Annotated in this window: 16 protein-coding genes and 1 tRNA gene; 12 read left to right on the forward strand and 5 right to left on the reverse strand. The window is 47.1% G+C overall.

Going from position 1 to position 26,553, the window contains the following annotated elements:
- Window positions 1-99: 99 nt before the first annotated feature.
- Window positions 100-1,461: a dihydroorotase gene (locus B160_RS0126245; RefSeq protein ID WP_018630951.1), complete on the reverse strand. Its 1,362-nt coding sequence runs from the start codon at window positions 1,459-1,461 to the stop codon at window positions 100-102.
- Window positions 1,462-1,623: 162 nt separating this feature from the next.
- Here B160_RS0126245 and B160_RS0126250 point away from each other — a divergent pair, with 162 nt between their 5' ends.
- Both B160_RS0126250 and B160_RS30925 read left to right on the forward strand, forming a co-directional pair.
- Window positions 1,624-3,336, forward strand: coding sequence for a hypothetical protein (locus tag B160_RS0126250; RefSeq protein WP_018630952.1), 1,713 nt, complete (start codon window positions 1,624-1,626; stop codon window positions 3,334-3,336).
- 4 nt (window positions 3,337-3,340) lie between these two features.
- On the forward strand, window positions 3,341-3,943 hold the full coding sequence (locus B160_RS30925; protein WP_018630953.1) for a DUF922 domain-containing protein: 603 nt from the start codon (window positions 3,341-3,343) through the stop codon (window positions 3,941-3,943).
- Between the two features lie 238 nt (window positions 3,944-4,181).
- Here the strand turns inward: B160_RS30925 and B160_RS0126260 are convergent, their stop codons facing one another.
- Window positions 4,182-5,396, reverse strand: coding sequence for an NAD(P)-dependent oxidoreductase (locus B160_RS0126260; RefSeq protein WP_040680560.1), 1,215 nt, complete (start codon window positions 5,394-5,396; stop codon window positions 4,182-4,184).
- A 263-nt stretch (window positions 5,397-5,659) separates the two neighbouring features.
- On the opposite strand from B160_RS0126260, the gene B160_RS0126270 reads away from it, so the two are divergent.
- Window positions 5,660-5,743, forward strand: a tRNA-Leu gene (locus B160_RS0126270).
- A gap of 159 nt (window positions 5,744-5,902) precedes the next feature.
- Here the strand turns inward: B160_RS0126270 and B160_RS30185 are convergent.
- From B160_RS30185 to B160_RS30195, 3 genes are all read right to left on the reverse strand, one after another.
- Window positions 5,903-6,436: a hypothetical protein gene (locus B160_RS30185; protein ID WP_018630956.1), complete on the reverse strand. Its 534-nt coding sequence runs from the start codon at window positions 6,434-6,436 to the stop codon at window positions 5,903-5,905.
- 34 nt (window positions 6,437-6,470) lie between these two features.
- Entirely contained in the window at window positions 6,471-8,132 is a 1,662-nt protein-coding gene (locus tag B160_RS31870) for a DUF7689 domain-containing protein (protein WP_157558241.1), read from the reverse strand.
- A 439-nt stretch (window positions 8,133-8,571) separates the two neighbouring features.
- Complete coding sequence (locus B160_RS30195; protein WP_018630959.1) at window positions 8,572-9,099, reverse strand: tyrosine-type recombinase/integrase; 528 nt, start codon at window positions 9,097-9,099, stop codon at window positions 8,572-8,574.
- A 1,270-nt stretch (window positions 9,100-10,369) separates the two neighbouring features.
- Here B160_RS30195 and B160_RS0126305 point away from each other — a divergent pair.
- The 9 genes from B160_RS0126305 (at window position 10,370) to B160_RS30200 (ending at window position 26,493) form a co-directional block, all read left to right on the forward strand.
- Entirely contained in the window at window positions 10,370-11,569 is a 1,200-nt protein-coding gene (locus tag B160_RS0126305; protein WP_018630962.1) for a carboxypeptidase-like regulatory domain-containing protein, read from the forward strand.
- A gap of 18 nt (window positions 11,570-11,587) precedes the next feature.
- Entirely contained in the window at window positions 11,588-13,927 is a 2,340-nt protein-coding gene (locus B160_RS0126310) for an MG2 domain-containing protein (protein WP_018630963.1), read from the forward strand.
- A gap of 365 nt (window positions 13,928-14,292) precedes the next feature.
- A complete protein-coding gene (locus B160_RS0126315; protein WP_018630964.1) occupies window positions 14,293-15,783 on the forward strand; it encodes a family 43 glycosylhydrolase in 1,491 nt (496 codons plus the stop codon).
- 281 nt (window positions 15,784-16,064) lie between these two features.
- On the forward strand, window positions 16,065-17,438 hold the full coding sequence (locus B160_RS0126320) for an IPT/TIG domain-containing protein (protein ID WP_018630965.1): 1,374 nt from the start codon (window positions 16,065-16,067) through the stop codon (window positions 17,436-17,438).
- 101 nt (window positions 17,439-17,539) lie between these two features.
- The gene (locus B160_RS0126325) at window positions 17,540-20,611 is read left to right on the forward strand and encodes a SusC/RagA family TonB-linked outer membrane protein (protein ID WP_018630966.1); all 3,072 of its coding nucleotides are present in this window, start codon (window positions 17,540-17,542) and stop codon (window positions 20,609-20,611) included.
- 11 nt (window positions 20,612-20,622) lie between these two features.
- Window positions 20,623-22,638 carry a RagB/SusD family nutrient uptake outer membrane protein gene (locus tag B160_RS0126330; protein WP_018630967.1) on the forward strand — a complete coding sequence of 672 codons (2,016 nt, stop codon included), beginning with the start codon at window positions 20,623-20,625 and terminating at the stop codon, window positions 22,636-22,638.
- Between the two features lie 21 nt (window positions 22,639-22,659).
- Complete coding sequence (locus tag B160_RS0126335; RefSeq protein ID WP_026310047.1) at window positions 22,660-23,661, forward strand: DUF4973 domain-containing protein; 1,002 nt, start codon at window positions 22,660-22,662, stop codon at window positions 23,659-23,661.
- Window positions 23,662-23,704: 43 nt separating this feature from the next.
- Window positions 23,705-25,249 (forward strand): family 43 glycosylhydrolase, encoded by a 1,545-nt coding sequence (locus B160_RS0126340; RefSeq protein ID WP_026310048.1) that lies wholly within the window; start codon window positions 23,705-23,707, stop codon window positions 25,247-25,249.
- Between the two features lie 17 nt (window positions 25,250-25,266).
- Complete coding sequence (locus B160_RS30200) at window positions 25,267-26,493, forward strand: Gfo/Idh/MocA family protein (protein WP_040680526.1); 1,227 nt, start codon at window positions 25,267-25,269, stop codon at window positions 26,491-26,493.
- Window positions 26,494-26,553 lie beyond the last annotated feature (60 nt).

Genomic DNA, 26,553 nt, shown 5'->3' on the forward strand with positions numbered 1-26,553 from the left:
TTAGGGTTCCCTGTTCAACGTTTAAAATTTCAAGTCACCGGGCCGGTCGAAAATTATCCGATTGTCTCAAACCCTTATCGTACTGCGTGTTAGCTCGTTTTACCGGTCAAATAACAGCCGTTGTCCTTTTACAGACTCATTCCACTGTCCCTTTCCATAAATCAGATTCCCGTTGACGAAGGTATGGGTGATGCTTGCGGGAAAGGCAAAAGGAGTGCCCCGGCCATCTACGTTCTCAAAGGGGCTCCAGCCGCATTTATACAGGATGTTTTCCTTTGTTGCGGCAAAGGGAGCATTCATATCTGCAATCACCAGGTCGGCCTGGTAGCCTTCCCGGATATAACCGCGGTCTTTGATCTGGAAGCAGTCGGCTACGGCATGGCTCATTTTTTCCGCAACCTTCTCAATAGAAAGTTTTCCCTGTTTTACATAATGAAGCATCAGCGGCAGCGAGTGTTGTACCAGGGGCACACCGGCATGTGCTTTCAGGTAGGGCTGCTGTTTTTCCGCAAGGGTATGCGGTGCATGATCGGTGGCGATCAGGTCCAGCCGGTCGTCCAGCAATGCTTTCCACAGTGCTTCCCGGTTGTGGGGCGCTTTAATTGCGGGATTGCATTTGATCAGGTTGCCCTGAACGGCGTAGTCATCCGCCGTAAAATGCAGGTGGTGCACACATACTTCGGCCGTGATCCGCTTGTCTTTCAGCGGAAGCATATTGGTAAACAACTGCAGTTCTTTTTCCGTGCTGATGTGCAGGATGTGCAAGCGAGAGCCGTGCTTTTTGGCAAGCTGCACCGCGTAGAAGGAGGATTCAAAACAGGCTTCTTCGTTCCGGATCAGGGGGTGATCCGCTGCGGTTAATTCTTTTCCGGAGTCAAGCGCCTTTTGAAGATTGGCTTTAATGATCCGCTCATCCTCGCAGTGGGTGGCAATGAGCAGCTCGCTTTCTCCAAACAACTTTTCCAGTACCAGCGGATTGTCTACCAGCAGGTTGCCGGTGCTGGATCCCATAAAGGCTTTAATGCCGCAAATACGGTCTTTATGGGCATTGGCTGTCAGCGCGTCGGCTGCATTCTGGTTGTTTGTGCCCATAAAAAAAGAGTAGTTGGCCAGGGACGTTTTCCGTGCCGTTTCATATTTGTCCTCCAGCAGTTCCAGTGTAAAGGCAGGCGGTAGGGTATTGGGCATTTCCATAAAGCTGGTAACGCCACCCGCTATGGCCGCTTTGCTTTCTGTATAGATCGTAGCCTTATGGGTAAGCCCCGGTTCCCGGAAATGCACCTGGTCATCGATCGCGCCGGGCAAAAGGTATTTGCCTTCTCCGTTGATCTCGGTGATGCGGTCTTTTGCTTCGATGGTACCGGCTATTTTTTCGATCCGTTCCCCGCGGAGCAGTACATCACCGGTTTGCGTTCTGCCTTCATTTACGATGTTTATGTTCCGGATCAGGAATGTTTGCATGGTTTTTGTTATTGAGTGCAACAATATGATTGGTAAAATACGCTAAAATCGTTCGAAATTAATCAATTGGCAGGAATCCTGCTACAATAAACTTGGGGATGGTCTTATCTTTGCTACGGTTAGGCCGGGGGAAGAAAATCATTAAACCTTTATTTTACATCTATGCAAATCAAAAATTTCCTGAAGCTCGCTTTGATCGTGCTGCCCCTGTATAGCAGTGCACAAACCGATAATATTGAGCTGAGCGACAAACAGAACCGGTTGATCAACCGGCTGGATATAAAGCTGCGGGGAGATTCTGTATTGCAGTTTACGACCGTAAAACCCTACGGGCGCAAGCGCGCTACCGAACGGGTGGAACGGATCGATTCCCTGGATAAGGCCGGGGCATTGGAAGGAGTGCTCACGTCCGTGGACCGGTACAATATCCGGAGCATGATGATGAATAACTCCGACTGGACCGTCAACCACGCGGATTCCTTCCGGAGAAAACCCATTCTCGGCGCTTTTTTTAAAAACCCGGCGCACTTATATTCCATTGATAAACGCGACCAATATAGCCTGATCATTGACCCCGTGATCAACTTTGAGCTGGGAAAAGCTACGGGCACCAAAACCTTTGTAAATACGAGAGGGGTCCGTTTTCGCGGGCAGATCGATCAGCGGGTAGGCTACTATCTGTATTTTTCAGAGAACCAGGAGCGGGACCCGTTGTATGTGCAGGATTACAATAAGGCGCATGTAAGCGTGCCCGGTCGGGGATATTACAAAACCTTTAAAGACGACGGGTTCGATTACTGGGATGTGCGCGGAGGCGTTACGTTTCATGCAGGAAAGTACATCGACTTCCAGATCGCCCATGATAAATTTTTTATCGGAGATGGTTACCGCACCACATTCATCAGTGATTTCAGCGCCCCGTACCCCTTCCTGAAGCTGGGTGTGCAGGCCGGAAAATTGCAGTTGACATCGGTGGCAGCGCAAACGATCGCTCCTTTTGATAATGCTTATTTTGGAAGAGACTCCACCCGCCCGCGCAACTATATGATGTTCCATTACCTCACCTGGCAGCCTACCAACTGGTTGAAGCTGGGCTTTTTTGAAAGCACTATGTATAACAGTAAAAAGAATGGGGGATTACAGGTGGGCTATCTCAATCCTTCGATGTTTAACCGGGCGTATTCCTCCTATACCGGCAACAGCGCCAAATCCAGCATCGGCCTTGATTTTAAGGCTAATTTTGCAAAATATTTCCAGGCCTATGGCCAGTGGCTGATTAATGAATTTGTGGTAAGCAAAGTGTTCAGCTCCGGCGGCCCCTGGGTCAATAAATTCGGGTACCAGGTAGGCGCGAAATATATAGACGCCTTTACCGTTAAAAACCTGGACCTGCAGGTGGAAGGTAATTTTATACGGCCGTTTACCTATACGGATAAATGGGCACAAAACAACTTCCTGCATTACAATCAGCCGCTGGCGCACCCGCTGGGAGCCAATTTTAAAGAGTTTGTCGGCATCGCCCATTATCAGCCCTTGCCGCGCCTGTATCTGAAGGCTATGCTGATACTCTACAACAAGGGATTGGATACAACCAACTATAATACGGCATGGACTTCCCCCAGTTATGGTGGTGATCTTTTCCGGAACTATAGCGACGGCCGTTTGAGCGACGATGGTTATTTTATAGGAGGAGGGGTCAGTAACAAGGCCATGCTCGGGTCACTGATGGTTTCTTATGAGATCTTACAGAACCTGTTCTTTGATGTTACCGGTATGTACCGCAAGTACCAGGTAGCCGACATACCGGATAATACCACCAAGTGGCTGTCTGTTGGTTTGCGTTGGAATATGGCGCGGCGGGATTTTGTATTTTAAGGTTATGAAAGTATTGCTGCTGGTTGCTGGGTTGTTTTGGATACATTTGGCAATTGCGCAGACATCCAAGATCCGGTGGACGGCATCGCGGGTGCTGCAGTTGTCCGATTTTCAGATCCTGGCAAAAGGAGAAAAAGAACCGGCAAGGCTGGAGCAGAATATGTCGGTGACCCGGACAGGCTTTGTCTATACGATGAGGCGGATCGGCTCCGGAAAAAATAAAGGCAAGACCCTGGTCAGCGTTTACGCACATATGGATCCCTCAAATTCATACCTCGCCCACAAGGTACTGAAAGAGTCCGCGTCCAACATTGCTTACCTGCTCAACCATGAGCAGCGTCATTTTGATATCTCTGAGATCTATGCGAGGGAGCTTTCCCGGTATTTAAAGACACAGTCGCTTCGAAGGATAGCTACCGCAAAGATCACAGAAGCAGGGCGGCGGTTATTTGCGGAACTGGATGCGTTCCAGCGCTGGTATGATATAGAAACCGATCATGGGCGCAACCAGGATAAGCAGGAGGAATGGAACCGGATCATCGCCCAACGGCTGAAGGCGCTTTCGCCCTATGCCCGTAAGGAGTATCTGCTAACGATAACTCCGTAAGCCGGAGGGAGCAAGTATGCTGTTGTATGTAATATTCCCGTTTTTAGGTACCGGCTTGCTGTTTTTATTTTTTCATTCTGCTGAACGGAGCAGGTCGCGGGCTCCTTTCCCTGAAGGCAGGGCTGCTTCTTCAGGCGTATATTCTCAAATTCAGCGATACAACAGATCTTCATTATAGAGGAGCACGATATTGCCTGGTGCTTCTCAAAAGTATGCGGGCTTACCGGCAGAGGCAGGGTTACACATTATTTTGCCCGGCATAGTCCTGCAGGTAGGCATATTCCTTCCCCAGCGCCCCGTTCCGGGCAATGGTTGCCCTTGTCAGTATCTCGCTTCCCGCGTTCAGCAGATCGTCCAGTACAAACTTGATCAGTTGTTCACCGAAGTAACGGCTGGCATCCCGGGGCAATTCATTGGGCAGGTTGCCCACAGCCATGATATCGATCGAGTTCTTTTGATAGGGCGCGGTTACTTCTTTTGTTGCCCGGTCAATGCCATAAACGGGGTCATCGATCGTTTGCGTCTGTTTGTTGATGGGTACAGACCCGTTTTCGTCGTCGGAGACATCCGCAATGGTTTCAATAATGAAGTCGTTCCGGCTGATGTCGTCCATTTCAAAGAGACGGGGTACCCCTTCATACCAATAAACGCCGTTCAGCAAAATATCTGTCTGGCGGGTATAAGAACCAAATCTGCTTTCGTAGCGTTGGGGATGTTCGTGAAAATTCAACCGGTTATAGGCGCCGGTGCCCGGTTGTTCGTAAAGATCATGACCCTTTAACTGCGTATATACGGGATAATTAAAACGCCGCTCCAGGTATTCGTCAGGTTCCACTTCATGCACGCCCATCAGATTCATGATCTCCAGCAGCCCGTGCGCAACCCTGCCGCTCCCGGTAATGGCTATTTTGAGGTTGGGCAGCTTTAGCCCGAAGTAGGTATGAATAAGCTCTTTAAAATTTTTTTGTTTGTACACCCGGTCCAGCTGAAAAAGTCCGGTCCGGTTGCCATAGGCCATCAGCCCGTTATGAGCGCCCACAATGCCCGCAAAGAAGCCAAAGCCGATGATCCGCTTTCCGTCTTCGTGCTCCAGGCATTCATAGTCGATCAGGGTGATCTTCTTTTCCAGGATGGCCTGCAGCAATTTCCGGTTCTGGGGTTGTTTCTTTTTGGTATGGGAGAAAAAAAGGTAGGTTTTATGATCGATGAGATCACCTACGGGCACTTCTTTGATACCCAACAGGATATCGCAGGCAGTCAGGTCCTCACTAAGGGGGATCCCGGCCCGGTCGTATTCTTCATCTTTATAGCAACGCCCCGGTGAGGGTTGAACGATAAAAGAGAGGCCCGTCCGGTGCGCCTGCAGCCATTTGCATTGCGCGGGGGTAAGGGCTACCCGGCTGTCGTGCGGGATCTTCCCTTCGCGTATCAATCCGATTTTAACCGGTTTCATAACAAAGCGGTCTTTGGGTGAAACAAAAAGGCCATTTAATTGTAATTTTATGGATGCGATCATGAAAGTACTGAATAAAATATTATCCATTCTCCGGAAGGTGCTGCTTCCCAGGAAAAGCTGCTGTAAGTAACCCTGGCCATAACGGCAAAAAAATATGTAACCGCGAGATACGGTTTTCCGCTGAAACTTTGTAATATTGCAGCCCGTTTGAATGGTTCAACGTTTGAATGTTCTAAGTTTAACATTAAACCCCCCAACAGGCCCAGATGGCGGAATTGGTAGACGCGCTAGACTCAAAATCTTGTTTCGGCAACGGAGTGCAGGTTCGATTCCTGTTCTGGGCACTTGATTTTCAATCAGTTATAAAGATCGCTAAAAAGCGATCTTTATTTTTTGACCTTTTCAGACAATTTAATCAATTTAAAGGCAGCCAATTGAGTGAGTGACTAACGATCCTGGGAAATACAGATTTTGTGCGGCAAAAAATATTTATTAAATACCAATCAATTTTCAGAATATTTTCCCTCTTCTTTTAATGTATTTACAAACGTATTCCATTGAGCTTGAACTGCTTTAACGCTTTCGTCTCGCTCCTCCCTCCAGCCATTCTGAACCGGTTCGCTCGAAACAGTATTTATTGCAATACCCTGCGGGTACCCATCCAAAATATACCATTTATTTTCGCTACCGCCAGCAAAATAGATTACAGGCTCGTTGTATACAAAACTAAAGGTTGGTGAGGAAAAAGTCAGTGTAAATAACGGAGAATCGCTTTTATATACGGACAGCTTTAACTTATTGTTTGCCCATTCTCCTAATGCTGGATTCTTGTCAAACACAACCTCTCCGGTCTTTGCATTGTATGATTTAATATTCAACGTTGCAACGACGCCATCGTTAGTAACACTCCGTTGATTGGATGCAGTGGGAGCTGTAACAAACTTTGCTTTCAAACTACCTGGGCTGGCATTATCCTTATTGCCCTTGCTACAGGAAATAAGTAGCAGAATTCCCACCAAAAAGTATAACATTTTCATATTCTCAATTTTTGTTTGATTAATGTGATATAAGTTACAATCTTTTTAAAATTTCTTTGACGTATTTTTTTGTAAATGTTTCGGGTAAAGGTGCAATGTATCTTCCATCTTTTGTGTATTTGTTATTTTTCCAGTTCGCTTTAATATCCTCCATTATATTTCCGTATTTGCCTTTTGCAACCTGCCAGAACATATAATAGGATATATTTTGCTCAAATGATTTACTTTTGTCATCTTCAAAAATAATTGAGGTAAAGAACAGAATCGCCTCTTCAATATTTCCTTTTGAATATGCCAATAATTGCCGCCCTTCCTTTGTTTCAATAAAAATGTACGGGTTACTGATCATCTTATACCTGTCTGACTTAATTAAATTCATCCAATTGTCATACAGCGACTGTATTTTGGTTATGCCTTCTTTTAATTTAGCTTTTCGAGAACCAACTAACATCGTCTCCGTGCTCGACAATTCTATTGATTCATTTACAGTCAACCCACGAGCCACCGATTCATCAAAAGATATTCCACCTGGCCCATTATTCGATGAATTTCTTGCATAGAGTGGCGTTGCCTCTGTATAGTACTGTACAATCGAGCCATAGCCATAAGTACTTGTAGAAGCTAAAGCGTCCCGTGGGTGAAATGTCCTTGCTAATTGTCCAGGCTTACTTTCCCAATCATATCCATATGCATTTCCGTTTCCCGGTTTGCGAATAGATCCGTGTGTAATAGTTCCATTCGATTGAGCCCACATTGCAATAAGGCCATTATTAGCGTCTGCTCCGACAGAAGTATAAGTTTTGGCACCAACGTATCTCTCTGGATTATTTCCATAATAATCGTCCCAGGTACTCCAAATAAAGCCGCTTCCGTAATAATAACTTGGAGTAGACCCCCAAAACCAGAAAGATGTAAAACCCCCAGTCCACGCAGTACAGTTATAAACAGTACTTGCCGGTGAACTCATAATCGCATCATCGCCTTTTAAATTTGGAAAACCTAAAGTGTTGTCAGGATTAAGATAAGTATGAATATTACTATTCTTGCACCCAGAATATATATCTGTTGTACCCGTTGGGTTGTACGAACTGAATGCAGTAACAACTACTCCCTGGATAGATCTGTTAAAGTTTTTCTTTATTCTTGAGTTCAAGCTCCAGGAAAAATCTCCACCATTGTATCCGTAATCGTCGTTATACCCGCAAACTCTGCCCGGGGATCCACTGTTGTCAACAACCCACATCCTTGGATCACCGGTGGTATGAGCTGTAAAATAATTGAGTTCTTGATTATTGTTATGGTAGTGAGAAAGATTTGCTAAACCGGCAATAGGACAATCATAATAGTATGACGGCGTTGATCCGGATCCTGCATAAACAACAAGACTTGCCATTCCTGTTTCAGCTAACCAATATGAACGCAGTTTTACATAATAGTAACCTGTGGTGGGTACTGTGAAAGCAATGTATCCTCTTTGTGACCCACTTACCACATATGATTGAGCAGACCAGCTCTGACTTTGGGGGTTATCAGCACTGAATACTTCCATAATATGTAGTAAGGATCCGGCCCAACTGGTAAACGACATGTTTTTGCCGGCAGTTAAATAAACAGTTGTATAATAGCTGTACGCAAAATTTCTGTCTAAACCATAAGCATAATCGTTCAAATCTGGATCGGGCGATACCGTAGACATTGTTGACGTTAATGCGTTATTTTAGTTGTCGGGTTTGCTGACTTTTCATTTTTAACACTGCGAGCTGTAAAAGAGAGACATGATACTTTCATAAACTTAAGCAGTTGGAGTTTTAGCATGATTCTTTTGTGTTTTAGTTTAAATACGACAGAGCAAAGTGAAGGTATTAAAATTTTAGATAATCTATCCATTTTTTCTAATAGCATTTTATATTAATGTTTAAACATTAATATCGCGATTCTTTTTCCATCACGCCTTATATTTAAACACTTGACGGTTCATAATCAATTCTTTAAATTGAATTTATTTATATCAGGTAGCATTTTAAAACATTCTTAAAAGTTAGCGCCAACCTACTTTGTCACTAAAATTCATGACAAAAATTCCATTATAATTAAAATTGAACATCGGAGGCTCACTGAATGCATAGTAAACTTCATTAGACAGCTTTTAAAGTGGTATTATCTTGTTTGGGGATATTCTTAAAAGCCAGCAATTTTCGAGAGAACTCTTTCTTTACAACATCTTCATAGTCTCCTAAATAAATTTCTGTTGTGGTCTTGGTCGTGTGGCCCAAAGCCTCCTGTACATATTCTGTGCTTGCTCCGGATCGCTTGGTAATAGTGGCATAGGAATGGCGGCACACCATATTATTTACCTCTTTTTCTATACCAAATTCTTTGCATATCCTCTTCACGCCATCGCAGATAAATTTGCACAGCCATCTAACTCGAATATGCTGCTGCAAAGGATCGGCGTCCTTATCAACTATAGGAAACAGGAAGTTATCCGGGCTTTTGTTCTTATTTCCCCATTTTTCAATAATTGCCCACATATCTTCATTGATGTATGCACGGATTAGTTTGGGGTCGTTGCGTGTTTCCCTTTCTGTCTTAGCCCTGATAAAATGCAGATACGCCCCATAAATATCTTTGAATTTCAGATAGGCTAAATCCTTTGGATTCATGCCGTTTCTATGCAATGTTGTCAGTGATGTAATTAAATTAAAGAAGCAGCTTAATCATCTTACTAAATATCTACAGGGAGTGGCTGTCTTTCCATGTTGAAAACCAAGCTTCGGGTATTAAGATTTCAATGCTGCATCAGCTTTTATGGGCTGGTGCAGATCTTTTTCAAAACATACAATGGAAATGAGACAAAAAAAGATGTTCCTTAATATCTTGGGAAGTATCCCAATTATTGCTCTGACCGTTCTTAATTTGGTTGACCTATTTACTGTTTACATGGGACCTGGAGGTTACCCGTTTGGTAGTGACTTTTTTAGTCCTGCGTCTATTTACAACTCTAAAACTGTTTATGTAAGTTATCAATTTGTATTTACATTATTTTTGATAACCACAATATTCTTTTTATTTAAATCAAAATGGATATGGTTCCTTGTCTTCTTATTTTGTGATATGATTTTATTTTTTTATCCAATGCTTACGAATACATGATATAAATTCGTCTCATTGGTTTGTCTTTTCCTGCAAAAAAGACAGAGGCTTTTTGGGTAGTTATATTTTCTATACCCCAGAGTCAAAAAGAAAAATTCAAGATTATTGGAAATATATAGAAACAGTTTTTAGATACGAAGATTAGCTCGGCTTGTTTTACCATGTTTTTCATCGGTTAACAAGGCTGAGCATTAAACGCCGGCACTGGGAATCCTCAAACGGTATGATTGTCTCCGGAGATTGGGATTTGTTCTTATGCATTTAATAACCATAGTTTTTCCAGCCAACTACACACTTAACAATACTGTAATGAGATAAAATGAGGGTCAATTTTCGTACGATCGCGCACGGTTTTAATAATTACACCGGGTTCTGCTATTGCATTTCTCCTTTATGGTTTATATAGCTGTCAAATACTGCCCTGATAAGCGCTCGTAATCGATCGGTTTTTTAAAAATGAAATACCCGTTGATTCCCGGGATATAGTAGTATAGGTGCAGGAATCATTGTTGTTAAGGGTCTTCGCTTCGGCGATGCATAAAAGCCATCAATACCGGCTTCATTTTTATTGACTCATAACTCAATGAACTTTTGAGCAATGCGTTTATGCCAGACGTGGTAATAATTGCATTATGAATTTAATTAATTTTATTAAATTGAGGCAGCTATTTTAAAAGATTAAACAGAACTATTGGAATACCCAAGATAGCGCTCCTCTTTTAAATTGCTTATGTAACGATCCCGGGACTATCCATTTCATAGCTATATTTTATGAAAAGTATGCTGATTTTTGTTGCCATTCTTTGCTGCTGGAACTTCGCAGGCGCCCAGCGTATGATTAAAGGGGCGGTAATCGATAGCCTGAGCGGGAAACCGGTGGCGGCGGCCAGCGTATATTTTAACGGTTCGCGATCAGGTACGGTTACGGATGCAAAAGGTCTGTTTACGATAGCATCTCCCTCTCAGCCGCAGCTGCTTATTGTTTCCAATGTAGGATATAAAACGATTGCCCTTCCAACAAATGATATTCAACCTGATCAGCTTCTTACTGTAAAAATGACAATAAAAAGCGCTGATCTGGATGCGGTTACGGTTCGCTCTTTAAAATATAAACCTGCCAACACCAGGTACTGGAAGAAAAAGTTTATCGACTATTTTATCGGCCCCCGGGACAAAACAGCTGATTGCTCCATTCTGAATTTTGACGATATTGCTTTGAAAGTCTCCGCAAACGAAGAGGTCCTCAAAGCACAGTCGAAGAAGACGATCGAGATTGTGAACCATTGGTTGGGATACAGGATCTATTTTGATATGGAAGACTGTACCATAAATTTTGAGAAGAAGACCTTTGTCAATTTTGGCTATGCCCGGTTTGAGGATATTGGTAAGGGGGATACTAAATTTAAGGAAAGAAGAGACGCGGTTTATCAGGGATCGCTTCCGCATTTTCTAAAATCACTTTACAGTAACACCCTCCAGTCAAATAACTTTGAAGCGAGGCGGGCAAGAGTAAGACGGAATACCGAAAGGGACCGGGTAAGACAATTGATGAAAGAACAGAAGTTTGATCTGAATTTTCATGCAGAGACCCTTCAAATTGGAAAATCGCCGTCGGACAGTTCTTTATATTACTATCGTGTTTATGTGAAGGGTAAGGACCAGGTTATCGAATGCGATAGCAGCCTGCTCCATGTGGATGATGTGTTTGTGACGGATCTTGAAGTGGTCAAGGAATTGTATTTTGAGGATTATCTGTTAGTGACCTATAAAAAAGAGGTTTCGGACCAGCTCAGACTGTTTCCATTACTCCAGGGATTGGAGCTCAACGGCAGCTATCAGAATTCACTCCTTTCTTTGAAGGACAATAACAGTGTCTTTGTTTTTGCGAATGGTGCCGCATCCCCGGCCAGCGTTTTAACGGCACAGGGGTATTGGTACGCTGCAAGCTCCATAAAAAACCTCCTCCCTTACGATTACTAAAATATAACGCCTGCGCTTATGAAGAAATTTGAATTGTTGGTTTTGGGTCTTCTGATCTGCTGTCCTGGGAAAGGGCAACCTAAGACAGCTGATCTTACAAATGCCTTACCCCATTCTTTTGTAAGATTATACCTGCAGACAGACCGGGATGCCTATCTTTCGGGGGATACGATCCGGGCAAAGGGGTTTTTCACCAATACGGAGCATAGAAGCGTAACACCCCAGAGCATGACGCTTGAATTGCTGGATCTCCGGGCAGGAAAAATCATTGCGACGCATTCCTTTTTGCCTTTCAGAGGAGCATTCCCCGCATCGCTTGCTTTGCCCTTTGATCTATCCACCGGTACATACAGGATCCGGGCGTATTCCGGAGACCTTATACAGGAGGATCAGGCTGTGTTTACGAGGCTGATCAAAGTATATAGCCGCACTAAGAAAAAAAATGATAGCCCGGTCTATGACAAAGCGCTTGTTTTTTATCCCGAAGGCGGGCGGCTGATAGCGGGAGCGACAAACAAAGTTGCATTTAAATTTGCCGATGAAACGGGTGTGCCTTTTGATATTTCCGGGAGGATCGTTGACGCTTCCGGGAAAAAGATCGTTGATTTTAAGAGCGTGCATAATGGAATGGGCTTTTTTATGCTCAACCCGAAGGCCGGAGCGCCCTATTTTGCTGTAATGGACAGTGGCTTTTCAGCTCATAAATACCCATTGCCCGTTGCCGCAGATAAAGGAATCGTATTAAAGGTGTCCAATGATGGCAGCCGCCTTTTATTGAATATCCAGGTATCATCAGCGGGTGTATTGACACCTGCTTTTATGGTGTTGCAGGGAGGAAGCGGGATCCTCCATCGTGCAAACCTTCAGACAGATTCAGCTGCATATCGGGCTTCAATCGATATTGGGGGCTTCCCTTCCGGCGTGGCGAGGCTGGGCATATACAGTAAGGATACGCAGCTGCTGGCAGAACGGCTTTGTTTTATCGATAACAAAGAGTACCGGCTCGCCGCCGGCCTTTCCACCCCCCTGCTGAACAGTAACCCCAGGGCAGAGAACCTGCTGTCCCTGGATTTAAAGGAACCCGTTAAAGGAACGTTTGCCGTTAGCGTCGTCGATGCGGGTTTCGGAGCGTTTGGAACAGACCGGCAAAATATTTACTCCGCCAACCTGCTGACCTGCTATCTGGAAAACAGCGTGTACGATGCCGGCAGCTATTTAGATGGAAGTTATCAAAATGCTAAAGAGCTTCTGGATTTAGTAATGTTAACAAGCCATTGGGGCATTTCAAAATGGGAACATGATGGGAAGCGTGGAACTTCTGTGAAGAAAGAAAAAGGTATTTTGTCGGGAACCGTATTTTACAAAACCACCAAAAAAATATATGCAAATAAGCCCATTCATTTAATTGCGGTATCTGAAGAGGACAGCAGCACAAAAACGATATCGTTTCAAACAGACAGCGCCGGTGCTTTTGATCTGAAAGGACTGGGTCTTTCAGGAAGAAATAAACTTTTGTTTAGCCCTGCCGATAAAAAAGGAGGATTTATAGACGTGGTTCTGGATCCTGCAAATGAAGGCTCTTTGGATATAAAGTTTCCGCATGTAAGAGCTGTCGAGAACTCTGTTAATAATGCAGACAGTCCTGCATTGGACCGTTTCATTGGTGCTAAAGATTATATTGAAAATGTGACGGTCAGCGCTAAAATGAAGGACCGCCTGCAAATGCTGGAGCAGCGTTATGCTACGGGAAAGTTCCGGGATCTTTACGGGGAAATCTATGATCTGACGGATCTCAAACCCCGCAAAGGAAATATTCTTGATTATTTGATGGCGCGTTACCCCGATATAAAGGTCGGGATAGATTCCATAGGCGGATACCATGTAAAAGCAAGGGATAGGAATGGGGAATTTGTACTGCCTTCGATTTATATAAATGAGGTTCAAGCCCTCCCCCCATATGAACAGCAGCTATTCTCGGTCAGTCCGCACGATGTTGCCATGATCAAACTTGTACAGGGTATTGATCTTGGTGGAAGAGGCCCGATCCCCTCAATTGCCATTTATACCCGGAAAGGCCGGGATTTTAATGCGGCAAGTGAAAATTATGACATTGAATATGTTGAAGGCTATACAAAGGCAAGCACGTTTTACAGTCCGGTTTATGCAGGCGAAAATCCGGGGGGTCCGACAGACAGAAGGATCACGCTATTCTGGAACCCCAGAGCGGCAACCTCTGACCGGGTTCATTTCATCCCTGTCCATTTTTACAATACCGATTTTACAAAACGCTTCCTTCTTATAATCGAAGGTGTTACCGAAAATGGAAAGTTGCTTTCATTTGGCAAAGCCCTGTTTTAAACGGACATGCAATTCAGGACTACGGTATCTTTTTGAACGGCATATCCGGTACGCGGGAGCGGGGAGTAAGGCTAAATAGAAAAGTATATATCCAGTCAGTTTAAATTAAAAAACAATTCTGTATAAGTCCGGATGGTGACGGTACCGCCGGCCATATGGGGTGCCTGAAGACACGGATCCCGGCAGCCGGCATGGGCGGCTTTTTAAAACTTCTGTCCTGTGTTAAAAGGATCGTATGTTTTTGAACATTTTGGAATGATTCGACAAAGGATTGAACAAAATATTCAACAGGTATTTATTTTCTTCGCAACTCCATTGGATCCCGGTGTTATTAATTTAGAAAATCATTCAATTTAGTTGTATCGATGTTTGCTAAGCGTTTGTTATTATTGGTCCTTTTACTGACTCTTACGGTTCATTCAAATGCACAACAACTGGTGCTGCCCGGTGATCATCCCGATCCTTCGGTGGTTAAAATAGGCGATGAGTACTGGGCCGCAGGCACCACCTCAAACTGGTTCCCGGCGTTTACATTATATCGTTCGACAGACCTCATAAACTGGAAAGCTGCGGGGCATGTGTTTACAAAAATGCCTGGCTGGGCCGGCTATTATATGTGGGCTCCGGAAATTACCTATGACAACGGTAAAGTGTATGTTTATTATACGGCAGGTAAAAAGGAGGGCGGCCTGTGCATCGCTGCAGCTGTTGCCGACCGGCCCGAAGGTCCGTATCGTGATCTTGGCCCGTTAATGTGTCAGAAAGATGGGTCGATTGATCCATTCGCTGTCCGCGATGAAAATGGTAAACTGCATATGATCTGGAAAGAGGATGGAAATAGCGTGGGGAAACCGACGCCGATCTGGATAGCGGAAATGAGCGAGGACCGGACATCCCTCCTTGGTGAAAAAAGAGAACTTTTCCGGGCGGATATACCCTGGGAACGGGGACTGGTCGAAGGGGTGTCTGTAATGCGGCATAAGGATTATTTTTATGCCTTCTATGCCGGTGCAGGATGTTGTGGAAGAACCTGTAGCTATGGTACAGGGGTGGCCCGGTCAAAAAATCTCTTTGGTCCCTGGGAGAAATATCCCGGCAACCCGGTGCTTACCGATAACAACGAATGGAAATGCCCGGGACACGGAACACCGGTTGAAAAAGATGGCCGGTTTTATTTTCTGTATCATGCCTACAGCAGGAGCAGCAGCATATACGCCGGGCGGCAGGGCGTGTTGAACGAATTTGAATTTACGCCGGATGGGTGGCCGCGTTTCCTGAATAAAGGGGAAGATGCAGACCCGGTAAAAGCCGGGAGCAGCAGGGATGATTTTTCAACGAAAACATTGGCCGATAGCTGGCATTGGAGCATATTTCAGAATGTGAAATACACGGTTACCGGAAATACATTGAGATTGCATGCCCTGCCCGCTGCCTGTGGCGCCTATATTGGTCGGGCTGTTTTGACCCCCGATTATGAATCGCAGGTAACATTGCTAAAAGCGTCTTCTTCAAAAGCCGGGCTTGCCCTGATCGGGGACGACAGGAATATGGTGGTGGCGACTGTTTATGAAAACAAGCTTCGTTTGATACAACTGAAGCAGGATAAAACGGAAGTGATTGCCGAAAAAACGATCCGCATGCCTCTACGGCTGGTGTTGAAAGTGAGGGTAACGAACAATACGCAGGCTACTTTTCTGTACAGTACAGATGGCAGGCGGTTTAATATCTTGAATGACCGGCCGGCGGATATCTCCTACCTGCCTCCATGGGACAGGGCCGTACGTGTGGGATTGGTTTCAAAAGGAACCGCCGGGGAAACCGCACTTTTTAAAAACTTTGTTTTGAAGAATCAATAGCCCTTATCGCATGGTTGCCTGCGGTCCTGTATTTTGGAACGATTCGACAAAATGTTGAACAGAATATATCGGGTGTATTTATTTCCTTTGTTGTGATAATGAAGCTAACTGAAATAGCTTGCCTTTTTGCTCAGACGTATTGTTTGTAAACTAAGTTTTATTTCAGCGCTTATTGGAAGGAAGAACTGTTTATCGGAATCAGAGAAAGATCCCAAAATATTGATTGCGGATACAGATCAGTTCTGCCATATAGTAATTTGTAAACACAAGATAACGCCGTTATGAAATTTCAAAAGAGAATTAATTGCTTTTTCATTTTTTTCCTGTTTTTCGGCAGTTTGTTTTATGCCTGTAAAGACAAAGATCTGATCCGGAAGGACAATAATTATGATCCGGGAAAACCTACGGTATTTGCTGATTTTTCTCCGAAGAAAGGTGCGATCAGAACGCGCCTCTATATTTACGGGGACAATTTTGGTACCGATGTTTCCAAAATTCATGTTTATATCGGCGACAGGGAGCTCAAAGTCGTCGGCGCCAATGGGAAGCAGATCTACTGTTGGGTGCCGGGCCAGACCAGTACCGGTCAGGTGCGGGTGGTCATAGACGGCAACCCTGCTGCGGAGCATACGTTCACGGATCCGTTCACCTATACCAAAAGTACCACTGTGGGTACGCTGGTGGGCAATGTAGATGAGGATGGAAAGTCCGGGATTATAGACGGCACCTTTGAAGAAGCCCGGTTCGAATACCCGGCCTGGATCACCTACGAACCCGGAAGCAATGCATTGTTTGTAACGGAGCTGGATAAGGCGGTAAGAAGGGTAGACCTGGCGGCACAAACCGTATCCACCCTTATTACCAACGGACAGGCCGGCTTTGGTAAGATGCAAACCACCATGCTTAGCCCGGACACGGACACGCTGTTCCTTGCAAACGATAACGGGAACCGGTCTACCCCAAACAAGGTGGCCCTTGCCTACTCCCTGCGTTCGGAAAACTACCGCCGCGTGCACCCGATCCTTTACGATGTTGGTGCTTTCAGCTGCGCCCCGCACCCCGTACATCATGACTTGTATTATAACAGCATGAATGGAACGATTATCAAGAAAGCTGTTGCCGATCCGGTAACAGGAGAGATGGTTCCGAAAAAACTGTTCAGCATAGGAGGCAATCTCAGCACACTGATCTTCTTTCACCCCACCGGCAATTATGCCTATATTATGGCACATAGCCGCATTTACAAGAGCATGTATAACTGGGAGCGGCGGGAGTTGGAACCGGCCATTATTTTTGCCGGCGGCGCTGCGGGTGATGTGGACGCCATTGGTACTTCAGCCAGAATGGGCAGGGCCTACCAGGGTGTGTTCGTCAAAAACCCCGCTTATGCCGGGCAGGCGGATGAATATGACCTTTACTTCTGCGATCAGAACAATCAGAGCATCCGCATTCTGTCGCCCACGGGGATGGTGACCACGTTTGCCGGCAAAGGCAGCCCTACACCAGACGGCAGCAAGAAAGGCTATATCGATGGCGATCCAAGGCTGGAAGCCCGGTTTGCTGATCCTACCGGGATTGCTTATGACGAGGTCAATAAAATCTTTTACATCGCGGAGCGTGATAACAAACGCATCCGTACCATAACAGTGGAATAACCGCGTTCCTGTTTATCCTCATTTTTTAACCAATTGCTTTGTTTGCAGTAAGCACAACAGGCTTACGGCGAAGCGACCAGGCAGTTACTGAATACAGATTCATGAAGAAAATTATTTTTTTACTGATAGGGATCATTGGAGCTACAGCCTGCTCTCTTGCACAGGACACAACCCAGGTACCCGTCACCGTTACCGGTACGGTTATCAATGAACAGCAGGAGCCGATGGTAGGTGTTTCCATCACCATCAAGGACCAGCCCGGGCTGGGCGTAACCACCAACGAAAAAGGCGAATACAGCGTTCGTGCCAATAAATACCAGTGGCTTGTTTTTTCATTCACCGGCTATACGCCGCAGGAAGTTTTAATAAAAGACGGGTTAAAGCTGGATGTTGTGCTCAAGCTGGCAGAGAACAAAGCCATGGATGAGATCATCGTTACGGCATTGGGTACCCAGAAAAAAGCTACGGTAACCGGCGCCATCACCACGGTGGACCTCTCTACCCTTAAAACGCCTACTTCCAGCATTACCAATGCGCTTGCGGGAAATGTGTCGGGGGTGCTGGCCATGCAGTCGAGCGGACAGCCGGGCAGCAACTCCTCCGAGTTCTGGATCCGGGGCATCTCCACCTTTGGCGCGGGCACATCGGCCCTCATCATGGTGGATGGTTTTGAGCGGAGCCTTTCGGAAATAAACATAGAAGATATTGAAACCTTTACCGTGCTTAAAGATGCTTCCACAACGGCCATATACGGTTCCCGCGGGGCAAACGGGGTGGTGCTCATTACCACCAAAAAAGGGAAAAGGGACCGGGTAAGCATCAATGGCAAGTATGAGGCATCCTACAATACCCGCACGTTCACACCTGATTTTGTAGACGGGTACACGTATGCCAGCCTCATGAACGAGGCGCGGACCACGCGCAACGAAGAAGCTTTTTATACACAGGAGGACCTGACCCTGATCCGGAACCAGCTGGATCCGGACCTGTTCCCCAACATTAACTGGATGGATATGTTCCTGAAGCCCGGTGCTTTTACGCAACGTACCTCGCTCAATTTTGACGGCGGCGGCGCCCTGGCCCGCTATTTCGTATCGGGCAGCTATATCAACGAGGGTGGTATGTACGAAACCGATGAAAACCTGAAAAGCTATAATACCAATGCCAATTATAAAAGATGGAATTACCGCGCCAATGTAGACATGAACCTTACCAAAACAACGCTTGTAAGAGTTGGAGTGAGCGGTTCTTTAGGCAAGCAAAACCTGCCGGGAGGTACGTACAGCGAGATCTGGGCTTCGCTGATGGGGCAAAATCCTATTTCCATTCCCATTAAATATTCAAACGGTAAAGTGGCTTCACGTGGCGGCGCCGAAAAGCAAAACCCCTGGGTGCTCATTACCCAGCAGGGCTATATCGAAAACTGGGAGAATAAGATACAGACGAACGTGACCCTTGAGCAAAACCTGAAATTTATTACCAACGGTCTTCGCTTTGTGGGGCGGTTTGGTTACGATAACAATAACAAGAACTATATCCGCAGGATGAAATGGCCCGAAGGCTGGATCGCCGAACGGCAACGGGAATCCACCGGGGAGCTGCGGTTAAAACGCACGATCGCCGAGCAGTTGCTTACCCAGCGATCGGACGCCACCAGCGACCGGTTTGAAACCATACAGGGAGAGCTGCACTACAATAAAAGCATCAGAAGCCATACATTAGGCGGGGTGCTGCAATATACCCAGGAAAAAAGGGTGAACACTTCCAATTATGGCGAGGACATCATGCAGGGCATCGAACGCCGCAACCAGCGCCTTGCAGGCCGGTTCACTTATGGCTACCAGTCGCGCTATTTCTTTGACGTAAACTTCGGGTATAATGGATCCGAAAACTTTGCGCGGGGCCACCAGTTTGGCCTGTTCCCCGCTCTTTCCGGCGCCTGGAACGTGGCCGAGGAAAAATTTATCACGGAGCACCTGAAATGGATGGATATGTTCAAGATCCGCTATTCTTTTGGAAAGGTGGGGAACGATTATATGCCCATCCGCTTCCCTTACCTTGCTTCCTTTGCAACGGATACGGAGCGGGGCTATAACTGGGGCGATATCGAAAGCAGGAACGCATACTCCAGTCTTGCATACAGCGTGATCGCCTCCAATTCCATCACCTGGGAGGTAGCCACCAAGCATGATCTTGGCCTGGATTTTTCCTTTTTTGGCGATAAGTTTGGCGGTGCCCTCGATTATTTTCATGAGCAGCGTGACGGCATTTACATGACCCGGGATTATATGCCGCCGAGCGTAGGCATCCTGCCGGATGCTGCCCCGCGCGCCAATGTGGGCTCTACCTTATCCCAGGGGTTCGACGGGCAACTGAAGTTTTCACAACGGATCCATAAAGTGAATCTTACCGTGCGGAGCACAATGACCTACAGCCGTAACGAAATACTGGAGGCCGATGAGCAATACAGCAACTATCCTTACACCGCCCGCGCGGGCTACCGGGTAAACCAGAACAGGGGGCTTGTGGCCCTGGGACTTTTCAGAGACTATGAGGATATCCGCAACAGTCCTACCCAGAACTTTGGAAGAACCGCCCCCGGCGATATTAAATACAAGGATATTAACGGCGATGGTACCATTGATAACAATGATATTGTTCCCATAGGAGCTACCCGGTATCCGAACCTGGTTTATGGTTTTGGATTGTCCGCCAGCTGGAAAGGTTTTGATGCCAGTGTGCTGTTCCAGGGAGCCGGAAAGTCCTCCTTCTTCATAAATGGTTTCACGGTGTATCCCTTTAGCGAGGGCGACTGGGGCAATATCCTCACCGATGTCGTTGAATCGAACCGGTGGATCCTGGGTGTGAACGAAGATGTGAACGCCGTTTACCCCAGGCTGAGCTACGCCGGAAGCGCGAACAACTACCGTGCTTCTACCTACTGGCTGCGCGAAAGCTCATACATGCGGCTGAAAACCGTAGATGCCGGGTACACGTTTCCAAAAACGTTCACCAACAGGATGGGCGTGAAAACCATGCGCCTGTACTTCCTGGGTACCAACCTGCTTACGTTTTCCAAATTTAAAATGTGGGATCCTGAAATGAACAGCACAAACGGCCAGGCGTATCCGCTGGCGAAAACAGTCACCCTTGGATTAACTGTAAACCTATAATTTAAAAGGCCATGAATAAAAAACAAATCACAATAGGTATATTACTGACCGGTGTAATCGCATTTTTCAGCTCCTGCTCCAAGTATCTTGATGTGGAGCATTATTTTGATGACCGCCAGAGCGAGGAGCGTATCTTCAGGAGCAAGGATTATACGGAGCAGTGGCTCGGCACCTGCTACAACCGGTTGCTGAACTATAACCTCGAGATCGGGCACCGGAACTACACGATCACCAATTATTCCGACGATATGTTCTTCAATGAATCGGGGGGGAATAATGGTCAGCAGTACCGGCAGTTCAAGTTCGGGGAATATGACTACACCTGGCTCCGGTGGTCCTGGGCGCAGGCCTATGACGGTATCCGGCAGGCTTCGGTAATGCTCGCCAGCATGGGCGATGGCAGTACCTTCACAGAAAAAGAGGTGGCAGACTATAAAGCACAGGCGCGGTTCATACGGGCCTACCTGTACTGGCTCCTGCTGCGCAAATACGGCCCTGTACCCATTATGCCCGATAAAGGGGTAGACTATGATGCCGACTATGACGAGCTGTCCTACCCCCGTAACACCTACGATGAGGTGGCAACCTTTATCGCGGATGAAATGGCCCTTGCGGCAAAGGACCTCCCGCTAAAACGGGATAACCGCAACGTTGCCCGTCCTACGCGCGGTGCGGCACTGGCCACGCGCGCCAAAGCGCTGCTGTTTGCCGCCAGTCCGCTGGCAAACGGCAATACGGAAATGGCCGATTTTACCGATGATGAAGGCAGGGCTCTGATTGATCAGCAGTATAAGGAGGAAAAATGGGCAAAAGCGGCGGCCGCAGCGAAGGATGTTATGGACCTGAATGTGTACCGGCTGTACATCGCTGCCCCCAAGTTTAAAGGAACGGTTGACTATCCGGCCACTATCTTCCCTCCGTATAATCCCGAATACTCCGACAAGGACTTCCCGGATGGCTGGGCCAATGTGGATCCCTTTGAATCTTACCGGGCATTATTCAACGGAGACCTTTACGCTTCCGAAAACCCCGAAATGATTTTTACCCGGGGCGAGAACCAGACCGACGAAGATCATGGCGTCATTTCCCTGGCGAGGCACCAGATGCCTCAGATAGGGGGCGGCTACAACTGCCACGGCATTACCCTGAAGCAATGCGATGCCTATGCTATGAACGATGGCACGCCGTTTAACCGGCAGGAGATACGGAACAAATACGGCGCTGATATGTTCGTGCAGCCCGGCGAAGTGGACGATTTTAAACCGCTGCTGCCAAATGTATGGAAGGAATTCGCCAACCGCGAGCCGCGTTTTTATGCTTCGGTAGCATTTAGTGGTGCGCTCTGGACCATGTCCAGCGCCGTGAACAACGCCGAGTCGGTTACCAACCAGCAGATCTTTTATTATCGCGGCGAAAATGAAGGTATGATCAATGGGGACCGCTGGCTGCCCACCGGCATCGGCATGATGAAATACGTAAACCCCAAGGACAATGCCACCGGTAATGGCGGCAAAATTTTTCCCAAGGTGGAAATCACTATACGCTATGCAGACATCCTGCTCATGTATGCCGAGGCGCTCAACGAACTGGGTAGCGCTTACAGCATCCCCTCCTGGGATGGCAGCAGCACCCACGCCATATCCCGGAACATCGATGAAATGAAAAAAGCCGTTGGACAGGTGCGCATCCGTGCAGGCGTGCCCAACCATGATATGTCTGTGTACGGCAGCAAAGAAGAGCTGCGTAAAAAGATAAAACGTGAGCGCCAGATAGAGCTGCTGGGCGAAAACCAGCGTTACTATGACCTGCGGCGCTGGAAGGACGCTCCTGTAGAGGAGGCGGAGCAGATATACGGCTACAACGTGTTCATGACCCGGGACCGGGCCGCAGATTTTTATACACCGGTACGGGTGCCGCTTTTGCAGACCACATTTTCCAGAAAAATGTATTTCTGGCCCATTGACTGGGACGAACTGCAAAAAAACAGGCGCATGACCCAGGCGCCGGGCTGGCCTTCTTTTGATTAATTATAAAATGTTTGATTTATTATGAAAAGTTTACGCATATATGTCGCAATGGTAGCGCTGGGACTTGTTTTCAGCGCCTGCAACAATGAATGGGAAGGCGAGTTGTACACCCAGATGGTTTCGTTTAAAGCCCGGCTTGGCAGTGAGGGGGTTTCCGAGGTGTACCTCCGGTATAATAAGAACGGGGAAGTCGTATACAACCTGCCCCTTATAGTAAGCGGATCGCAACCCAGCCAGCAGGATCTGAATGTTAAAATAGAAGTGGACGATGATACGCTGAATATTTTTAACCGGGAAAAATATCAGTACCGCACCGATCTGTATTTTAAGCAGCTGCCCGGCCAGTTTTTTGAGTTGCCTTCACCTACCTGTTATATTCCCAGAGGCGCGCATACCGAAAACTATAAAATAAAGTTCAAGTTCAACAACCTGGACCTGGTAGAGCGCTGGGTGTTGCCCCTTACTATAAAGGACGATCCGGGATATATTTCCAATTACCGTAAAGGCTGGCGCAAAGCCTTGCTTTATGTAAAACCGTTCAACGATTATTCCGGCAATTACTCCTCCACCGCAATGAACGTATATCTTGACGGTGAGAACAAAAATCCGCTCGTGGCAAGTACGAGAACGGCATCGGTGGTAGATGAAAAATCCGTTTTTTTCTATGCGGGTGTATTTGAGGAAAAATCGGAAGCGAGGGGGGATTATAAAATTGTTATGGAGTTCCAGGAACCCACTACGGAGCCCAACGGCAATAAGGTTGGGGCATTGAATGTGTATGCACCCAACAGCGCCATCAATTTTGAAATGCTGGGTCAGCCTACCTATCAGATCCGGGAGGTGGTAGATGCCACCAAGAAATACCTGGTGACGCAATATTGCACGGTATATCTCAAATATAAATATGACGATATCAGCACCGTGCCCGGTACACCGATCCGGTACAGGGCCGAAGGCTCCATGACCATGGCGCGGCTGAAGAACACGCTGATACCGGATGAAGACCAGGCAATACAATGGTAATGTGCAGGGTCCCTTTGAAATAAAAATCAATAAAAACATACAAATGAAACGATCCATAGTAACTGTATGTATGCTCGGTTGTATATTACTAACAGGTGCCTGCAGGAAATCGCAGGAAGCGCCTTATTATGATCCGATACCCCAGAAGCCGGAAGAGCCCGAAGTGCCTAAAGATGAATGGTCGGATTTTACCCTGGATAGTACATTTAGCAATCCCGTTATGCCGGGTGGCCCGGACCCTTGGGTGGTGCAGAAAAACGGCATCTATTACTATACCTATACACAGGGCAGCAGGTTGGTGATCCTGGAAACTAAAAATTTATCCGAGCTGGCATCGGCGCGCAGGCATGATGTATGGACACCTCCTGCAGGGATGCCTTACTCCAAAAATATCTGGGCGCCCGAACTGCATGAGATCGATGGCAAATGGTATTTTTATTTTGCCGGTGACAACGGGCAAAACGCCAATCACCGCATGTACGTGCTGGAAAATACGTCGCCGACTCCCGTTGAAGGTACCTGGGAGTTTAAAGGAAAACTGGCAGACCCCACAGATATGTGGGCTATAGACGGTACCATACTCACGTACAACGGTCAGCGGTATATGATCTGGTCGGGAGGTAATGCCGGTGCGGCGCCGCAAAGTATTTATATTGCGGCAATGAGCAATCCCTGGACCATCTCCGGTGAGAAGGTAATGATCTCAACACCCAATTTCGCATGGGAAAAAAATGGCAACGCCATCAATGAGGGGCCGCAAGTGCTCATTAACCCACAGGGCCGCGTATACCTTTTATATTCGGGCAGCGGCTACTGGTCAGACGGCTATTGCCTTGGGATGCTGACGCTGCGGGATGGCGGCGACCCCATGAACCCGGGTGACTGGTCGAAGAAAGTGCACCCGGTTTTTTCTATGCGGTCGGAAAGCGGCGTGTTCGGACCCGGGCATAACGGCTTCTTCAAATCGCCCGACGGTAAAGAAGACTGGATCATCTATCATGCGCGCTCCGTTGCCAACCAGGGCGCTTCCGGAGGTCGCAGCCCGCGCATACAGCGTTTTACCTGGAACCCGGACGGGTCGCCAAATTTTGGCCTTCCTACAAGTATGACAACACCGCAAAAGCGGCCATCCGGCGAGCCTTGGCGGTATATCCATTCCAAGACGAAGTGGTCCATCGCCGGCGTCAGCTCGGAGGAGCCCGTTAACGGCCGCCTGGCGTCCGGAATTATTGACGACAACCTGGGTACCATCTGGATCACACGCTACTCCACACAGGCAACAGATTACCCCGATCACTGGGTTACGGTGGATATGGGAGCAACGGCTACTGTGGACGGATTTATCATTTCCCAGAAAGACGGGGACCGTAAAATAAAAGAACTGGAGATCTTCGTTAGCAATGATAATGCTACCTGGGAAAGCATGGGACTGTTCACGTTGAATGATGTCAACCTGCTGCGGCAATTCATCGATCTGCCGCAACGCAAGCAGTTCCGCTATTTTAAACTGGTGCCTAAGTCCGGCTATGACAGCCAGCGGCAGCCCGGGTTGGCGGAGGTATCTGTGTTCAGACTTAAGGATGAGTGATTGGAAGACGGAGACATATGAAAAGAAGAACTTTTTTAAAAGGCGCAGGATTGTTAGCGGGCGGTACCCTCATCGGTGACTCGGGTGTTTTTGGGGGCAATAGGAAGTCCGTTATAAAAGTGGGGATCATCGGTTGCGGCGACAGAGGCAGGGGAATGATGCACGTGATCCGGGAACTGAAGGATCAGTTCAGCATCACGGCAATATGTGATACACTTGATTTTCGATTGGAGAGCGCCCGTAAAATGCTAGGGACCGGTACTTTCCGTGCGTATAAAGATTACCGGAAACTGCTGGACGACAGCAATGTGGATGCGGTTGTGATCGCCGTGCCGCTTTATTTGCATTATCCGGTTGCTGCAGACAGCTTGCAGGCGGGCAAGCACCTGTACCTCGAAAAAACGATGACCTTTGATATACCACAGGCATTAAAGCTGGTGAAATTATCTGAACAGCGGCGGGGACAGGTGCTGCAGGTCGGGCACCAGTACCGCTATTCACCACTGTATTACAAGGTAAAGGAATTCATAGATAAAGGCTGGCTGGGCAAGGTAAACCAGGTAGACTGCCGGTGGGACCGGAACGGGAACTGGCGGCGGCCGGTGCCGGACCCGTCCCTGGAGCGCCGGATCAACTGGCGGATGTATAAAGCGTATTCAGGAGGATTGGTGGCCGAACTGCTGTCACACCAGATCGATTTTATCAATTGGATCTTCGATGCACACCCGACAGCCATTCAGGCAACGGGCGGTATTGATATTTTTAAAGACGGTCGCGAAACCTTTGACAATGTGCAGGTCATGTTCCGCTACCCGGAAGAAGGCATCATCGGTAATTTTGGAGCCACCTGCGGCAATGCTCATGACGGATACCTGTTTAAGATAAAGGGTACCAAAGGCACGATTTCCCTGTTGACTGACCGGGGTGTTTTTTTACCGGAGAAAAATACGGCTCCCGAAAATGAACTGATCGATGGGGTAACGGGGGCGTCAAAAATTGTATGGAGTAAAGAAGGGGGCGCTCCGATCCTGCCGGAGCCTACAAAGGACGGCACCTGGTATGCATTGATCGATTTTTACAAAGCGGTAAGGTCCGGGCGGCTGCCGGACTCCAATGTTTATACTGGGGCAAAAACAGCCATATGTGTTGATCTGGCGAACCAGGCCCTATACGGTCAGAAAGTAATGCATTGGAGCAAAGAAGCCAATGCGGTGTTGGCGGCACCCGTAAATCAGCAGAAATAAAAGCGTTTTTGCCGGAGCAATACAGTTTGATTCTTTCTTTATTGCTTTTATACAGATTTC

Origin of the sequence: Niabella aurantiaca DSM 17617, from assembly GCF_000374125.1 — a bacterium.
Classification (GTDB): domain Bacteria; phylum Bacteroidota; class Bacteroidia; order Chitinophagales; family Chitinophagaceae; genus Niabella; species Niabella aurantiaca.

What these genes read in the sequence shown, in the direction of transcription:
- B160_RS0126250 (WP_018630952.1), top strand. Translation starts at nt 1,624, where the DNA reads ATGCAAATCAAAAATTTCCTGAAGCTCGCTTTGATCGTGCTGCCCCTG.
- B160_RS30200 (WP_040680526.1), top strand. Translation starts at nt 25,267, where the DNA reads ATGAAAAGAAGAACTTTTTTAAAAGGCGCAGGATTGTTAGCGGGCGGT.
- B160_RS31870 (WP_157558241.1), bottom strand. Translation starts at nt 8,132, where the DNA reads ATGTCTACGGTATCGCCCGATCCAGATTTGAACGATTATGCTTATGGT.
- B160_RS0126260 (WP_040680560.1), bottom strand. Translation starts at nt 5,396, where the DNA reads ATGAAACCGGTTAAAATCGGATTGATACGCGAAGGGAAGATCCCGCAC.
- B160_RS0126315 (WP_018630964.1), top strand. Translation starts at nt 14,293, where the DNA reads ATGTTTGCTAAGCGTTTGTTATTATTGGTCCTTTTACTGACTCTTACG.
- B160_RS30925 (WP_018630953.1), top strand. Translation starts at nt 3,341, where the DNA reads ATGAAAGTATTGCTGCTGGTTGCTGGGTTGTTTTGGATACATTTGGCA.
- B160_RS0126335 (WP_026310047.1), top strand. Translation starts at nt 22,660, where the DNA reads ATGAAAAGTTTACGCATATATGTCGCAATGGTAGCGCTGGGACTTGTT.
- B160_RS0126325 (WP_018630966.1), top strand. Translation starts at nt 17,540, where the DNA reads ATGAAGAAAATTATTTTTTTACTGATAGGGATCATTGGAGCTACAGCC.
- B160_RS0126340 (WP_026310048.1), top strand. Translation starts at nt 23,705, where the DNA reads ATGAAACGATCCATAGTAACTGTATGTATGCTCGGTTGTATATTACTA.
- B160_RS30185 (WP_018630956.1), bottom strand. Translation starts at nt 6,436, where the DNA reads ATGAAAATGTTATACTTTTTGGTGGGAATTCTGCTACTTATTTCCTGT.
- B160_RS0126305 (WP_018630962.1), top strand. Translation starts at nt 10,370, where the DNA reads ATGCTGATTTTTGTTGCCATTCTTTGCTGCTGGAACTTCGCAGGCGCC.
- B160_RS0126330 (WP_018630967.1), top strand. Translation starts at nt 20,623, where the DNA reads ATGAATAAAAAACAAATCACAATAGGTATATTACTGACCGGTGTAATC.
- B160_RS0126310 (WP_018630963.1), top strand. Translation starts at nt 11,588, where the DNA reads ATGAAGAAATTTGAATTGTTGGTTTTGGGTCTTCTGATCTGCTGTCCT.
- B160_RS30195 (WP_018630959.1), bottom strand. Translation starts at nt 9,099, where the DNA reads ATGAATCCAAAGGATTTAGCCTATCTGAAATTCAAAGATATTTATGGG.
- B160_RS0126320 (WP_018630965.1), top strand. Translation starts at nt 16,065, where the DNA reads ATGAAATTTCAAAAGAGAATTAATTGCTTTTTCATTTTTTTCCTGTTT.
- B160_RS0126245 (WP_018630951.1), bottom strand. Translation starts at nt 1,461, where the DNA reads ATGCAAACATTCCTGATCCGGAACATAAACATCGTAAATGAAGGCAGA.